This is a genomic window from Aliikangiella coralliicola (genome assembly GCF_007004725.1).
Classification (GTDB): Bacteria; Pseudomonadota; Gammaproteobacteria; order Enterobacterales; family Kangiellaceae; genus Aliikangiella; species Aliikangiella coralliicola.
Window position 1 is genome coordinate 1 of record NZ_ML660164.1, and the last position, 14,253, is coordinate 14,253.

Here is a 14,253-nt window from a genome sequence, read left to right on the forward strand (position 1 = left end):
GCGAATACGTTTCAGGAATGAATAGACAGTCACGAGTTTTGCGGTTGAGGAGTTAAAGCCTGACACCAATGCGGTGACTGTCTGCTAAAGAGTGCACTAAACGCAGAGACCAACAATATTGAGAAAAGAAGTGACTGTCTGTTGGTTCAATTTTTGATAACGAATAAGGTGACTGTCTGTGAATAAGCCCCTGAGCAATCTACTGTTGGTTCGTTTTTGATACATCAACTAACCCAAGTTCAAAACTTTTTGCAACCACCCAGAAATAATTTCGATTTGAGGTTGGCATACAGAATGTTCCATGGGAAATGTTTTAAAGTCTGTTTGATACCCTTGGGTAGTGAGTGCTGAGTGACAGTGCTCACCCAGTTGAACAGGTACCACAGGATCAGCCGTTCCATGATGAATTTCGATAGGAATATTTTTATTGATATCATTTAATTGAATAATTTCTTCTGTAGCGAAATAAGTCGACATCGCCAACAATCCGCCAAGTTGAACTGGAGCTGTTAATGCACATTGAATTGCTACCGCGCCGCCCTGCGAAAAGCCCGCTAGAATAATACGGTTGCTGCTAATTCCACGTTCAATTTCTCGTTCAACAAATTGATTGATTAGCTCTGATGATTTTAAGAGTTGTTCATAATCAACCTTACGACTAATTGACATTTCTAAAATATCGTACCAAGCTGGCATAACATAGCCGCCATTGATTGTTACTGGAATGGACGGAGCATGTGGGAAAATAAATCTGACCGCTGCAGATTTGGGAAGCCTTAATTCGGGGACTATTGGTTCAAAATCGTGCCCATCGGCCCCCAAACCATGCAACCAAATGACTGATGCATCAGGATTTTGACTAGTTTCGACTTCAATGTGAGGTAAATAATTCATAAGAATAAACCTGAACGACAATGCAAATTAAAATACAGGCCGTGGATTATACGTTAAAGTAAAACAAAAGGGGAAAGCCAAATTAGCATCTATTCGGTTTTGATAGCACTGGAAAGTTATCAGATGAATTAAGTCGGCGTAAGGAGAATTAATCAAACACTAAACTTAAAATTAATTTTTTGATAAATAATCATGGGAATAATTCGAGCTTCTGATTTCAACAAGCAAGTGATAACCATCCAATTAGTTAAAAAGCTTGTTGGGCGTGCTACTTTTCTAGTCTTTGGCTGCTATTTACTTTTTATCACTGATTTACAATCTAGACCTAATTCATTACCTTTTTCCAGATTGACTGATGAACAAGGGCTGCCGAGTAACGAGATTATCACCAGCCTTCAAGATCGCTATGGCTACATGTGGTTTGGTACTAGCGCCGGTCTTAGTCGCTTTGACGGTTATGAGTTTGTAAACTTTCGACATGATCCTCAAGATCCAGGTAGTTTATTAGCGGATAAAATTTGGGCACTATACGAGGACAATCAGGGAATCTTGTGGATTGGCACTGAGTTTGGCGGGCTCAATCGCTATGATCCTGATACTGGACAATTTACAGCTTACATTCATGATCCTTCTAACAAGCATTCGATTAGCCATAACTATGTTCGTGAAATTCGACCGGCCAAAAACAACAAACTTTGGATTGGCACCAGTGGTGGTGGACTCAACTTATTTGATCCGAAAAAAGGCCAGTTTAAACATTTTCAACATTCAGCGTCTGATCCTACAGGAATATCGGGCAATTATATTCGAGCGCTGAAAGTTGACGCTGATGGTGGGTTGTGGATTGGATTGCGTTTTAACGGCCTTAATTATTTATCACCCGATGGAAAATTTACCCATTTCCGTCATCAGCCAGGCGACGATAACCAGATTAGTTCCGATATGGTGCAAAGTTTGTTATTGACTAAAGACAATGAACTTTTTGTGGGAACTTGGGATACCGGTTTAAACCGGTTAGATATCAACTCCGGCGAGTGGATGCAATTTAAAAATGCTACGCAAGAAAGCGCATCAATTGGCGAGGATGCCATTGTTTCTTTACTCCAAACTGATTCTGGAGACATCTGGATGGGGACTATTACAAACGGTTTGTATCATTTCGATAAGCGGTTGCAAAAGTTTTCGGTTTACCAAAATTATCCCGCAGATATTCAAAGTATACCCTTCGGTGGTGTCTATACACTAACCCAAGATCATCAAGGGTTTATCTGGGCTGGAACATGGGGAGGTGGTGTCGCGAAGGTTAATCCAAGAGCCAGTCAGTTAGTTCGTCATCGGCATTTACCTGGGGATTCCGGTAGCCTTGCTTATGGTTCAGCTGAAGGCGTTGCCGTTGATTACCAGGGAACATTGTGGGTTGGTATTGAAGGTGGTGGGTTAAATGCGCTTGAAAAAAATCAGGATCAGTTTATTCGATTTTCTCATGATCCAGGCAACCCCGAAAGTTTAAGCGATAATGATGTTGAGGTGGTTTATCAAGATCCTTTCGAACCCGAAACTTTATGGATTGGAACTCGTTTTGGCGGCGTTAACCAATTCAATATTAATACCAGAAAAGTTGTTCGATATTTAAGTCAGGGTAACGAGAAAAGTGATTTAAGTGGAAATGATGTTAGAGCAATCTATCGAGATAGAAACGGTATTTTATGGGTAGGAACAACTAACGGACTTAATCAAATTGATCTGAAAGAGTGGGAAGTAATCCAATATCGACATGACCCCGATAATCATCAAAGTATAAGCCATGATAGCATTTATGTTATTTTTGAAGATTCCCAAAGTAATATCTGGATTGGAACTAGCGGTGGAGGTCTCAATAGAATTGACCAAAATAAAAAAAGTTTTGCTACTTATAAACACGAGAGCGATAATCCGCGTTCGCTTAGCCATAATATGATCTGGGATATTATCGAAGATAATAAAAATCAATTATGGATTTCAACAGGAAGAGGGCTTAACCGGCTGATAGATAAAAATACTTCACCAAAGAATGCCCAGTTCGAATATTTTGGTAAACAAAAGCTGGTTTCTTTGTTAATCGATAATGAAAATAAATTCTGGATTAGCGCGCAGAAAGGTATTTATCGGTTTGACCCGGACTCCGGTAATTTTAAACTTTTTGGAACGGCTGATGGCGCTTTGAGTAGGCATAGTTATCCAGCTAAATTTAAAGACACAGAAGGAAATTTTTATTTTGGTGGCTATGATGGCGTAACAAAATTCAATCCGAAATCATTAAGCGATCACAATGAGCAATCGAGAGTTCTTTTTTCGGAATTAGTATTTTATAACCAGATTATAAGTTCTGATGATGAAACTTCAATTTTGAGTCGGCGAATTGAAGATACTGAAACCCTTCAAATTCCCTATAATGAGCCAGTATTTTCCTTGCGTTATTCAGCCCGAGATTACTCGTTAATGGATAATGTTGTCTATCGGTACAAATTACATGGTTTTGATTCTAAATGGACTGAAACGAAACTGAATAGTTTAACCTACACGAACCTGGACCCGGGAGAATACCAGCTCGAAATTAAAGCAAGTGATAAAGATGGAGTTTGGAGCCAAAAAGTCACTCGCTTGAATATAGTGATCGATCCTCCTCCCTGGAGAACTTTCTGGGCTTATACACTCTACGTACTCAGTTTTATGGGGTTGATTCGATATTATCTACACTCTCAGAAAAGAAAGCTCGCCTATGAAGCGCTAAAGAAAATTAGCTTGACCGATCAATTGACCGGTTTGAAAAACCGATATTTTGTTGATAAGTATATTCAAGATGATGTCGAGTGGTGTTTGCGAAAATATCAGAACCTCTCAAGGCAAGAAGAGCATTATAACTCGAATCACTCAGATTTGATTTTTTACTTAATTGATATCGATCATTTTAAACGGATTAATGACCAGTATGGACATAAAGTCGGTGATATTGTCCTAAAGCAGATGAGACAAAGACTTGAAAAAGTTTTTCGAAAATCAGACTACCTGGTCCGTTGGGGCGGAGAAGAGTTTTTGGTGATTGCTCGATTTACCGGAAGAGAAAATGCGGCTGAAATTGCGGAGCGATTTAGACGGGCGGTTGCCATGCAAGATTTTAACGTATCCGATGAAATCAGTTTGCAAATAACTTGCTCTCTCGGTTTTGTGCCATTTCCTGTGATTACTTCTTCTCCCACTTTGATTAGCTGGAATAAAACCTTAGAGCTTGCAGATCATTGTTTATACGCTGCAAAACACACCCAACGTAATGCCTGGGTTGGGATGGCTGGTTTTGAATCAAGTGATTCTGGCGACTTGTCTTTTTCTCTATTGCGTCATCACACTGCACAGTTGATAGCAAACCAAAAGCTCAAAATTGTGACTTCTATTTCCGGTGATAGTCGAATTTCCTGGGATTGGTGAAAGACTAAATACAGTTATGGCTTGATAAGCCATTCCTCTCATCCAATAGTAAAATTACTCTCAAAGCAACGAAAGTACTCACTTAATCACCTTGGGTAGATTAAGTGAGTTGCTTGTTAGCTATTTTGGGATGTTGAAGCGTGCTAGCGCGATTAACCCGCTTAGTCTTACGAAAGAGAAAGAGCTTCAGTGGGCAGTACTTTACTGGTTTCCTGAGCCGGTGCATTTGCCATTGATTTTATTTTGTGATTGATAAACGGCGTTAGGTGTTTTATTAGCTCTTGATGTTTTTGAGTGAGCTGGCCTTCGTGATAACTTGCGAATACTAACGCCATTTCTTGAGAGTCAAAGTCAAGCGGATGGACTAATGCGGATTTTAGCGGATAACGGCTATTCAGTGTCTGTAAAATTAAGTTGTTTCTGAATTGCTTTAAGTACTCATCTATATTGTTTATCTGAATTGTATCTCCATCTGCAAATAATTTTGTTAAGTGCTCTTTTTGAGCCTGATTCTCGACCGCTATATTGATTTTATTCAAGTTCTTAAAGTTTGCTTGCGGAGAAACATGGCTTAACCGATAACCTTCATTAGATAGGTTTTTTTTCACCAGAACAACTAAGTCACAACCAATATAAGTTGTTAACTGTGAGAATAAAATGTCGACTATTTCGGCTGAGGATTTTACGCTTTGTAGTTTTGACAATATCGATAGTATTGATTCCGAACGCGCAGACATCTGATTAAATGAATGAATCAGTTGACCAATTTCATCGGAACGCTGAGACGTGATTTGATGGCCAAAGTCGCCTTCGGATACTCGTTGGAAAGCGCTTTTGGTTGTTTGAACTGGCTTAATAATTTGTAAGTAAAAAAAGAACGCAAATCCAATCGTAAAAATTATCAGAGTAGCGATAGTTAAGTTTACAGTTGTTTTAGATAAATCGGCTTGTTGAGAGTTAATAGTATTAAAATTACTGATTAACGTATCGAACAGGTTTGATAGCTGCGATGCATTTTCTGAGATATATTTCGCTCCCCATTCTAATCTTGGTTCTTCTTTATTGTCACCAAACTGTTCCGAGAGTTCGATTTTAAATTGCTCCCAGCGGTTTTGGGTATTTTCAATCGTAAGGTTGAGTTGTATCACGTTAGAAGGACTAATAAAATTAATAGCACTTTGTGATAGTGCCGTGAGAATGTTTCTAGTTTGTGATAAATGTGTGATTTTTTCATCGATGTCCGCCAGGTCTTGCTGGAGAACTTTATAATAAACGTCGAGATCACGAAAGTAACTCTCATAGTCTCGAGCCGCGTTTGACAGATAAATAGTGTTACTACGTTGAATGTTTTTTAACGAGTCGGAAAGAGAGTAGATGTGAGTTTTTTCATTATTCAATGTCTGGTTTTGACTGGCGCTTTCTAAAATACAGTAGACTAAAATCATGACAACTGCGATTAGTAAAGTAAGACCGGAAAATATCTTATTTTGAATACTGCTGTGAAACTTTGTCAACATCTTGATACTCACGCTATTTGTTAATTGTGCCAATTAAGATGCGTCGAGTTAACGTATGTTACATTTCGTTAGAGTGAAAAATTGATGTAAATATTACCAGTTTGATAGTGATTAAAAATTAAAAAAGCCGGCAACTGAGGCCGGCTTATTGTTAATAGTGTTTGAGATTAAAGAACACTTTTAAGTGACTTGGCGACATACTCCAAACTCTGGCTATTTAAACCGGCGATGTTTATTCTGCTAGAGCCTGCCATATAAATGCCGAACTCATCGCGTAGACGCTGGATTTGATCGCCATTAATACCAAGGTAACTGAACATACCTTTCTGTCGATTGATAAAGCTGAAATCTTGTTCGATACCTTGTTGTTGAATATTTTCATACAAACCGTTGCGCAGAGATTTCATCCGTGTAGCCATTGCGTTAAGTTCGTTTTCCCATTCGTTGCGTAACTCACTGTCGGACAAAATAATGTCAACAAGAAAACCACCATAAGCGGGGGACATTGAATAGTTTGCGCGGGCAATATCTTGAACCTGAGTTTGAATAACATTTGTGTGTTCAGCATTTTTAGTTTGAACTAACAGGGTTCCGACTCGTTCGCGATAAAGACCGAAATTTTTTGAACATGAAGTCGCTATCAACATCTCTTCAACGTTTTCTGAGAGGTATCGAATACCTTTAACGTCTTCTTCCAGTCCATCTCCCAAGCCTTGGTAAGCTATGTCGATGAAAGGAATGAAACCCTGTTTAGCCGCTCTTTCGGCAACCCGCTGCCAGTTTTCGAACGATAAATCAGCACCGGTAGGGTTATGACAGCAACCATGTAATAAAACAATATCATTAGGACCTAATTCAGCTAGTTTTGTGTCCATTGCTTCAAAATTTACGCCGCCAGTTGATGGATCAAAGTAAGGATAGGTTTTTATATTTAACCCGGAAGAGCTAATTAACGGAATATGGTTTGCCCAGGTTGGGTCACTGACCCATACTGTCAAGTCGCTGTTAAGCCGCTTCAATAATTCTGCACCAATTCGTAAAGAGCCACATCCGCCCGGGCACTGCAGTCCTGATACTCGGCCATCTTTCAATGCTGCAGATTCCGCGCCGAAAACCAGTTGTTTGATTCCTTCAACGAAACCGATGACTCCGCCTGGTCCGATATAAGTTTTTGAGTCTTCTGTCTCCATATGCCGAGCGGCAGCCTTTTGAACTGCGGTCATAATTGAAGTATGTCCAGTTTCGTCGCGATAAACACCTACGCCCAAATCAACTTTATTTGGATTGGTGTCATTTTGAAAAGCGGAAATTAAACCTAAAAGCGGATCGGCTGGTAATGCATTTAAGCGGTCAAACATTGTGCAACTCCGGTGAAATTATTTTTTATTTGGGCATTATTTTGCGATGGCTAATTGTACTCCTTGAAGTGAGGGGTTAGCCAGTCAAGACAGGTAATTTTTTGCTTCAACCCAACTAAAAGTTATGATTTAACCTCCGCTTCAGCCAAGTAATGCAAATTAGTGATAATAGTGCGTTGCTGAGCCTGAGGTATCATCACTTAATTGCTTCTGCTTGAGTGTTTATAACCGATAGTTCTGTTTTTTGAGCTTCGAGTAGAAGCTATATTCGTCTTTTGCGCCAGCTAATTTGAGGGCTAATTGTTATTGAGAATTGAATCGGCGTTACTGAGAGACTAAAATAGCCCACGAATTTAGCATGTAGCAGTTGAGGCTGGAAGATAGAATGATCCGAATTGGGCATGGGTTTGATGTTCACGCATTTGGTGGCGATAAACCACTGATATTAGGTGGGGTAGAAGTTAGCGATCATATTGGATTGATTGCGCACTCCGACGGTGACGTATTATTGCATGCCGTCTGCGATGCGCTGTTAGGTGCTGCGGCACTTGGCGATATTGGTCGGCATTTTCCTGATACCGACGCTGATTTTGCCGGTGCTGATAGCCGTATATTGCTGTCTGAAGTCGTTAGTCTGGTTGAGAATGCTAATTATAATATCAACAACATTGATGTGACTGTCATTGCACAAACGCCAAAAATGGCTCCGCATATCGAATCAATCAGGAAAAATATTGCGACCGACTTAAAAGTTCAGATTAATCAGGTGAATGTGAAAGCGACCACCACTGAAGCACTTGGTTATGTCGGTCGTAAAGAAGGTATTGCCGTGCATGCTGTAGTATTGCTTGAAGCGGTTTGAGCTGGTGTCAGAGATTCCTTTCTATCAAAAGCCTTCCAGTCATGAACTGGGTGGACATAAATCGAACACTAGCGACCCAGCTGAACAAAAAAAGGATTGCTTAGATTTTTCTAAGCATCTCGAGCAACTACCGACAGCAAATTCCTCTCCAATTGTTAGTGGCACCATTCGAGAAGAAAATGCCGATTTTCGAGTGACAGAAACGCTTTCTTTTGAACCCTCCGGTGAGGGAGAGCATCTTTTTCTATTTATTGAAAAAACAGGCTGTAATACCGATTGGGTCGCCAAAGAATTACAACGACACTTTAATTTACGTTCGCAAGATATCGGCTACGCGGGCAAAAAAGATCGCTATAGTGTTTCGCGTCAATGGTTTAGCTTGCATCTCCCTGGCAAAGAAGTGTCGTTAGATACCGTGGATAATGAACACTACCGGGTAATTAAAGCTGTTCGACATAACAAAAAGTTACGCAAAGGTGTCATTAAACATAATCACTTTCAGCTTAAAATATCTCAATTGTCGGCTGGTATTGATGAAAATATATTAGCGAAAATTAGTGTTGAAGGGGTTCCAAACTATTTTGGTTATCAGCGATTTGGCCGTCATGGCGATAACCTGGTGAAGGCTGTCAAGTTGCTGGAAAAACAGATCAAGGTGAAATCTCGCAATAAAAAAGGATTGTATTTGTCGGCAATGCGCTCGTTTTTCTTTAATCAGTTGTTGGCACAGCGAGTGGCTGATGGAAACTGGAATTACGCACTCAATGGTGACTGTCTGTCGCTCGACGGCTCTCAATCGTATTTTAATTGTGAAGAAGTTGATTCAAAGTTGCAGGAGCGATTAAAGAATGGAGATGTTCACATTAGTGGCTTGATGCCAGGAAAAGGGCGTTCTGAGACAACTTATGAAGCGCGAGATTATGAACAAGCGCTGATAAATGCTTACCCTGAATGGTTCGATGGGGTGGCTGAGGCTGGAGTGTCTTCTTCACGTAGGCCGCTCAGAGTTATTCCGATTAACTTGCAATATGCAATCGAAACGAATCAGGTAATGAGAATTGAATTTGCATTGCCGAGTGGCAGTTTCGCAACCTCTGTATTACGTGAAGTTGTTAATATCAAGGACGCTGCTTTGGAAAGGAGTTTAGCGAAATGATGTTAACAAAAGGCGAGTTGCTCACCTGGAAATGTTGCTTAGGAAAATGGTCTTATTATGACTGATAAAATCAATATCTTGATTAGTAATGATGATGGCGTCAAAGCGCCTGGTATCGAAATTCTAGCGGAACATATTAAGCGGACGCACCAGGTTACGGTTGTTGCGCCGGATAAGAACCGAAGTGGTAGTAGCAATGCATTAACTCTCGATACACCCTTAAGATGTGAGCAGTTAGACAATGGATTTTATTCTGTGACTGGAACACCTTGCGATTGTGTTCACCTCGGCTCTCATCGATTAATGGAGCAAAAGCCCGACATGGTTATTTCTGGTATCAATCATGGGGCAAACCTGGGGGATGATGTCATGTATTCGGGAACAGTGGCGGCTGCCATGGAAGGACGAAGTATGGGGTTTCCGGCAGTGGCAATTTCTCTGGCGAGTAGCGACTGTACCCATTTTCAAACAGCGGCAGAGATAATGGCTAAGGTGTTGGTCAGATTAAAGACCTTTAGCCTGACTTCCAATATTATCTTGAACATTAATGTTCCTGATTTACCAATGGCCGAAATTCAAGGATTTCGCTTAACGCGGTTGGGTTGTCGTCACAGAGCTGATACTATTGTGTCGAGCAAAGATCCCAGGGGGCGCAAAATATATTGGCTTGGGCCACCGAGTGAGCCGCAAGATATCGGGGAGGGGACCGATTTTGACGCGGTAGCTAAGGGCTTTGTTTCTATCTCGCCGTTAGCGGTCGATTTTACTGCTTATCAGAGCTTTAATTCAGTAAAAGAGTGGATGTCAAAATTATGATAACAACAAATCTCGCCGGTATCGGGATGACTTCACAAAGAACGCGTAGCCGTTTAATTCAGAGACTCCGCGACAAAGGTATCGTTGAAAACTCTGTTTTGTCAGTGATGGAGAAGCTTCCACGACACATTTTTATTGATGAAGCCTTATCACACCGCGCCTACGAAGACACTTCACTACCCATTGGTATGGGCCAAACTATTTCCCAGCCTTATATTGTTGCACGAATGACCGAGCTATTGGTGATGAGCGGCAAGATGACAAATGTGCTGGAAGTTGGGACCGGTTGTGGCTATCAAACCAGTGTACTGGCAGGCGTTTCAAAATGGGTTTACACCATTGAAAGAATTCAGCCATTACAAAAACAGGCGATTGACCGGTTTAAGTTGCTCAACCTTCACAATGTCAATTATCGGCATGGTGACGGCTATCTGGGTTGGGAAGAAGAAGCGCCGTTTGATGCAATCATTGTTACTGCGGCCCCTGATCAAGTGCCGCAACCTTTAATCGATCAGCTTGCCATTGGTGGTCGTATGGTTATTCCTGTGACAGTCGCAAATGGTGATCAACAATTACATTTACTAGAAAAAACAGAAGAAGGAATTACCTCAATGCAGGTTGAAGAAGTAAAATTTGTTCCGCTGGTTGGGGGGACAATTGGGTGAGAATATTTAAAAGGATGTACGAAGTTTGCCTTCGCTGGGCAAAGCACAAACACGCGACCTACTATCTGGGCATCATGAGTTTTGCAGAATCAGTGATATTTCCCATTCCCGTTGATGTTATGTTAGCGCCGATGTGTCTGGCGAGGTTGGAGAAAGTTTGGCATTACGCGTTGGTGGCAACTGTGACGAGCGTTCTCGGTGGTGTGTTTGGCTATTTTCTGGGTATGTTCTTCTTTGATAGCCTGATCGAGCCGTTACTGGTCAAACTTAATTACATGGATACTTACGGCAAAGCAGAAACCTGGTTTGCAGAGTATGGCGTTTGGGTGGTATTTGTGGTTGGGTTTGCACCTATTCCCTACAAAATATTTACGATCAGCGCCGGAGCTTTGAATATGGCTCTAATTCCCTTCATTATCGCTTCGCTAATCGGTCGAGCCGGACGTTTTTATCTAGTTGCCGGGTTGATGAAACTTGGCGGTGAGAAAATGGAGAAAAAACTTCACGAGATTGTCGATATCCTGGGCTGGGGTTTAGTGATAGTTGCTATTTTTGGTTATTTGATGTACAAATACTTATAGGCTTTTTTAAAACAATCATTTAACGCGTTTTTTTAAATTCGTTTTTGAGATATTAGGTTGGTTTTTAGCCAAATTCGTGGTTTTAATTAACAGGTGTACTTTAATTTTTTAGGTGTTTTTAAACGAAATCTGTTTTCACGAATATTTACCCGTCTTAATTCAGTGAAATAATAATGCTGAATTAATTGTTTTAAATTATGATATCTTTGTATTACAAGTGGTTATTTTATGTTGTATTTCTGTAAACTACTTGATGTTTTCGTCAACTGAGAGCGGGCTAACGAGAAGATATTAGTGAGAACCCTGAGTGACTATGGAAAACTGTCTTTTGTCATAGCAACATTATCTGGTTGGTTGCTAGGCTGCTCTCATAACTCGCCCGCGCCCGTCTACGATCTTTATTCTAAGTCTTATCAAAAAAAAACGATTGATCAAAATCAAAAGACTTATCAAAAACGCTCAAGTCATTCATCAAATCAATTTAAGGCCGCTGATAGTTATGTTGTAAAACCCGGCGACACATTATTTTCGATCGCCTGGCATCATGCTGTTGATTATCGAGAAGTTGCGCGAATTAATCAGCTGAATAATAATCTGATTTACCCTGGACAAAAACTTCAATTGACGGCGCCTGAATCTTCGAATGTTTTTGATGCGGAATCATTATTATTAGCACTCAATCGAGAGGTGCTTAAGCAACCGACTAATATTGCTAGGAAAACAGCAGCGAATAAAAAAGCCTCACTGAAGAATACAAGGGTGGTACGAACTAAACCAGCTTCTAAAAAATATGTTAAAAATAATTCTAAAGTAATTGCAAAAGCGACAAAGGTTGCGTCAGTTACTCCGTCGAGCAAAATGAAAAAGCGCTCGAACCGTTCACGCGCAATAAAAAATAGTTCCCTCAATTGGATTTGGCCGACGGATGGGAAAATTCTTGAAGGCTTTTCATCAAAGTCCAATGATAATCGAGGACTTGATATCGCGGGCAAGCGTGGGCAGCCGGTGCGCGCCAGTGCGCCTGGTAGAGTTGTTTATGAAGGAAGCGGTCTGAGAGGTTATGGCAATCTTGTGATTATTAAGCACGATAGTAATTACTTGAGTGCGTATGCCCATAACGCAAAGATTTATGTTTCCGAGAACGAAGTTGTAAAGGCAGGTCAGCGTATTGCTGATATAGGAAGTAGCGGAGCACAAAGAGATAAATTGCACTTTGAAATTCGCTACAAAGGCAAGCCAGTTGATCCGCTCAACTACTTGCCAGAGAAAGTTTCTAAAAAATATTAAAAATATTTTTTAGAAACCTAAAGTTATATTAACGGTGGTCGATAATATCAGAGTGGCTACCTAAAATGTAACATTAAGTAATAATAGTAGTCGTCATTAAACTGGAGTTACAAAGTACAATTGGCTGGTATGTGTGCTTAGTAATTTCGTCTTTTGGGACATTTGTCCTCACGGTGGAGAGCAAGCAATGGCAAAACAAAATACAAACAAAGTTAGTCCATATGAAACCGATCTTGACCTTCTTGAACCAGAAGCGGCGCAACTGGAAGAAATTGACTTTCAGGAAAAATGCAAAAGTACCGCGGGTCGGAGAGAAGGCGGATTTGATGCTACTCAGATGTACCTTGGTGAAATAGGTGCCTCACCGCTACTTACTGCGGAAGAAGAAGTTTATTATGCACGCAAGGCGTTAAGAGGCTGCGAAGCTTCACGCAAACGAATGATTGAAAGTAACCTTCGCCTGGTTGTTAAAATTGCACGAAGGTATAACAACCGAGGGCTTGCCTTATTAGACTTAATTGAAGAAGGTAATCTGGGATTAATCAGGGCAGTAGAAAAGTTTGACCCTGAGCGCGGATTTCGTTTTTCAACTTATGCGACCTGGTGGATCCGTCAGACGATAGAACGGGCCATCATGAATCAAACCAGAACGATTCGATTACCAATCCATGTTGTTAAAGAATTAAATGTGTATTTGCGAGCTTCTCGTGAACTTGCACAAAAATTAGATCATGAACCTACCGCCGAAGATATTGCTAAAAAACTCGGAAAGCCGGTTGAGACGGTTGCCAGGATGTTAGGTCTGAATGAGAGAATATCATCTGTTGATTGCCCAATTGGGGCAGACAACGACAAACCTCTACTCGACACAATTGCCGACGAACGAGAGTGTGGCCCGTCTAATCGACTACAAGACGAAGACCTCAAGCAAAGCATTGAGTATTGGTTAAATCAACTTGGCGAAAAGCAAAAAGAAGTGCTTGCTCGCAGATTTGGTTTATTAAATTATGAAGCGGCAACGCTTGAAGATGTCGGAATGGAAATAGGTCTGACCCGCGAGAGAGTTCGACAAATTCAGGTTGAAGCGTTACGTCGACTACGCTTTATGCTGGAAAGACAAGGGTTGTCACTTTCGAGTATTTTTAACGTGTAGTTTATGCTCGCGTAAGCAATCTCCTGTTGTCTAATTGTTATCAATTATTTTAGCGCATCAAACGATGCGCTTTTTTATTCCCACCAATAAAATTTTAACCTGAATAAGTCTCACTCGTAACAAGCAAACTCTGATTACTATCTATTTATTAATCCCGAACTCAGGTTAGTTATTAACAATGCTAAGTGATTTTTATGACAAGGGCATGAATGTCTGTTTGCATCATGTCACCCAATGCTTGATACACTAGTTGTTGTTGTTTTACGCGACCAAGTCCCTCAAATTGTCCACTTTGAATAATTACCGTGAAGTGACCTTTGCCGGATTTTGCACCTGCATGACCAGCATGTAAATGGCTATCGTCGATAATTTCCAGTTTGGTTGGGGCTAGCGATTGGTTCAGCAAATCCGTCATACGCTCGATACGCTGTTGGTTGTCGATAGTGTTTGTTGACATCAATTTTTACTCTTAATTTGGACTTTTTATAGCTTATTGGTTACC

Annotated in this window: 12 protein-coding genes; 8 read left to right on the plus strand and 4 right to left on the minus strand. The window is 40.7% G+C overall.

The window, feature by feature from the left end; genetic code table 11:
- Positions 1 to 228: 228 nt before the first annotated feature.
- Positions 229 to 894 (minus strand): alpha/beta hydrolase, encoded by a 666-nt coding sequence (locus FLL46_RS11295; RefSeq protein ID WP_142893634.1) that lies wholly within the window; start codon positions 892 to 894, stop codon positions 229 to 231.
- A 192-nt stretch (positions 895 to 1,086) separates the two neighbouring features.
- Between FLL46_RS11295 and FLL46_RS11300 the strand changes: the two genes are divergently transcribed.
- Entirely contained in the window at positions 1,087 to 4,356 is a 3,270-nt protein-coding gene (locus FLL46_RS11300; RefSeq protein ID WP_142893635.1) for a ligand-binding sensor domain-containing protein, read from the plus strand.
- Between the two features lie 167 nt (positions 4,357 to 4,523).
- On the opposite strand, the gene FLL46_RS11305 is transcribed toward FLL46_RS11300, so the two are convergent.
- Together FLL46_RS11305 and FLL46_RS11310 are read right to left on the minus strand one after the other, a co-directional pair.
- Positions 4,524 to 5,873, minus strand: a complete 1,350-nt coding sequence (locus tag FLL46_RS11305; RefSeq protein ID WP_142893636.1) for a HAMP domain-containing protein — start codon at positions 5,871 to 5,873, stop codon at positions 4,524 to 4,526.
- Positions 5,874 to 6,040: 167 nt separating this feature from the next.
- The gene (locus FLL46_RS11310) at positions 6,041 to 7,231 is read right to left on the minus strand and encodes an amino acid aminotransferase (RefSeq protein WP_142893637.1); all 1,191 of its coding nucleotides are present in this window, start codon (positions 7,229 to 7,231) and stop codon (positions 6,041 to 6,043) included.
- Positions 7,232 to 7,616: 385 nt separating this feature from the next.
- Between FLL46_RS11310 and ispF the strand changes: the two genes are divergently transcribed.
- From ispF to rpoS, 7 genes are all read left to right on the plus strand, one after another.
- On the plus strand, positions 7,617 to 8,093 hold the full coding sequence (gene ispF, locus FLL46_RS11315; RefSeq protein ID WP_142893638.1) for a 2-C-methyl-D-erythritol 2,4-cyclodiphosphate synthase: 477 nt from the start codon (positions 7,617 to 7,619) through the stop codon (positions 8,091 to 8,093).
- A 4-nt stretch (positions 8,094 to 8,097) separates the two neighbouring features.
- A complete protein-coding gene (gene truD / locus FLL46_RS11320) occupies positions 8,098 to 9,249 on the plus strand; it encodes a tRNA pseudouridine(13) synthase TruD (protein WP_168204134.1) in 1,152 nt (383 codons plus the stop codon).
- Positions 9,250 to 9,306: 57 nt separating this feature from the next.
- Positions 9,307 to 10,065 (plus strand): 5'/3'-nucleotidase SurE, encoded by a 759-nt coding sequence (gene surE, locus FLL46_RS11325; protein WP_246119304.1) that lies wholly within the window; start codon positions 9,307 to 9,309, stop codon positions 10,063 to 10,065.
- Positions 10,065 to 10,730 carry a protein-L-isoaspartate(D-aspartate) O-methyltransferase gene (locus FLL46_RS11330; RefSeq protein ID WP_425456739.1) on the plus strand — a complete coding sequence of 222 codons (666 nt, stop codon included), beginning with the start codon at positions 10,065 to 10,067 and terminating at the stop codon, positions 10,728 to 10,730. Before surE ends, FLL46_RS11330 begins: the two co-directional genes overlap by 1 nt.
- On the plus strand, positions 10,727 to 11,311 hold the full coding sequence (locus FLL46_RS11335) for a YqaA family protein (RefSeq protein WP_142893641.1): 585 nt from the start codon (positions 10,727 to 10,729) through the stop codon (positions 11,309 to 11,311). The genes FLL46_RS11330 and FLL46_RS11335 overlap by 4 nt, the downstream gene beginning before the upstream one ends.
- A gap of 294 nt (positions 11,312 to 11,605) precedes the next feature.
- Positions 11,606 to 12,598 (plus strand): peptidoglycan DD-metalloendopeptidase family protein, encoded by a 993-nt coding sequence (locus FLL46_RS11340; RefSeq protein WP_142893642.1) that lies wholly within the window; start codon positions 11,606 to 11,608, stop codon positions 12,596 to 12,598.
- 187 nt (positions 12,599 to 12,785) lie between these two features.
- Positions 12,786 to 13,751: an RNA polymerase sigma factor RpoS gene (rpoS, locus tag FLL46_RS11345; protein ID WP_142893643.1), complete on the plus strand. Its 966-nt coding sequence runs from the start codon at positions 12,786 to 12,788 to the stop codon at positions 13,749 to 13,751.
- A gap of 181 nt (positions 13,752 to 13,932) precedes the next feature.
- Here the strand turns inward: rpoS and FLL46_RS11350 are convergent, their stop codons facing one another.
- The gene (locus FLL46_RS11350) at positions 13,933 to 14,208 is read right to left on the minus strand and encodes a BolA family protein (protein WP_142893644.1); all 276 of its coding nucleotides are present in this window, start codon (positions 14,206 to 14,208) and stop codon (positions 13,933 to 13,935) included.
- Between the last annotated feature and the right edge of the window lie 45 nt (positions 14,209 to 14,253).

Excerpts from the sequence above, each read along its gene's own strand:
- surE (WP_246119304.1), top strand. The coding sequence starts at position 9,307 with ATGACTGATAAAATCAATATCTTGATTAGTAATGATGATGGCGTCAAA.
- ispF (WP_142893638.1), top strand. The coding sequence starts at position 7,617 with ATGATCCGAATTGGGCATGGGTTTGATGTTCACGCATTTGGTGGCGAT.
- FLL46_RS11310 (WP_142893637.1), bottom strand. The coding sequence starts at position 7,231 with ATGTTTGACCGCTTAAATGCATTACCAGCCGATCCGCTTTTAGGTTTA.
- FLL46_RS11305 (WP_142893636.1), bottom strand. The coding sequence starts at position 5,873 with ATGTTGACAAAGTTTCACAGCAGTATTCAAAATAAGATATTTTCCGGT.
- FLL46_RS11350 (WP_142893644.1), bottom strand. The coding sequence starts at position 14,208 with ATGTCAACAAACACTATCGACAACCAACAGCGTATCGAGCGTATGACG.
- FLL46_RS11300 (WP_142893635.1), top strand. The coding sequence starts at position 1,087 with ATGGGAATAATTCGAGCTTCTGATTTCAACAAGCAAGTGATAACCATC.
- FLL46_RS11295 (WP_142893634.1), bottom strand. The coding sequence starts at position 894 with ATGAATTATTTACCTCACATTGAAGTCGAAACTAGTCAAAATCCTGAT.
- rpoS (WP_142893643.1), top strand. The coding sequence starts at position 12,786 with ATGGCAAAACAAAATACAAACAAAGTTAGTCCATATGAAACCGATCTT.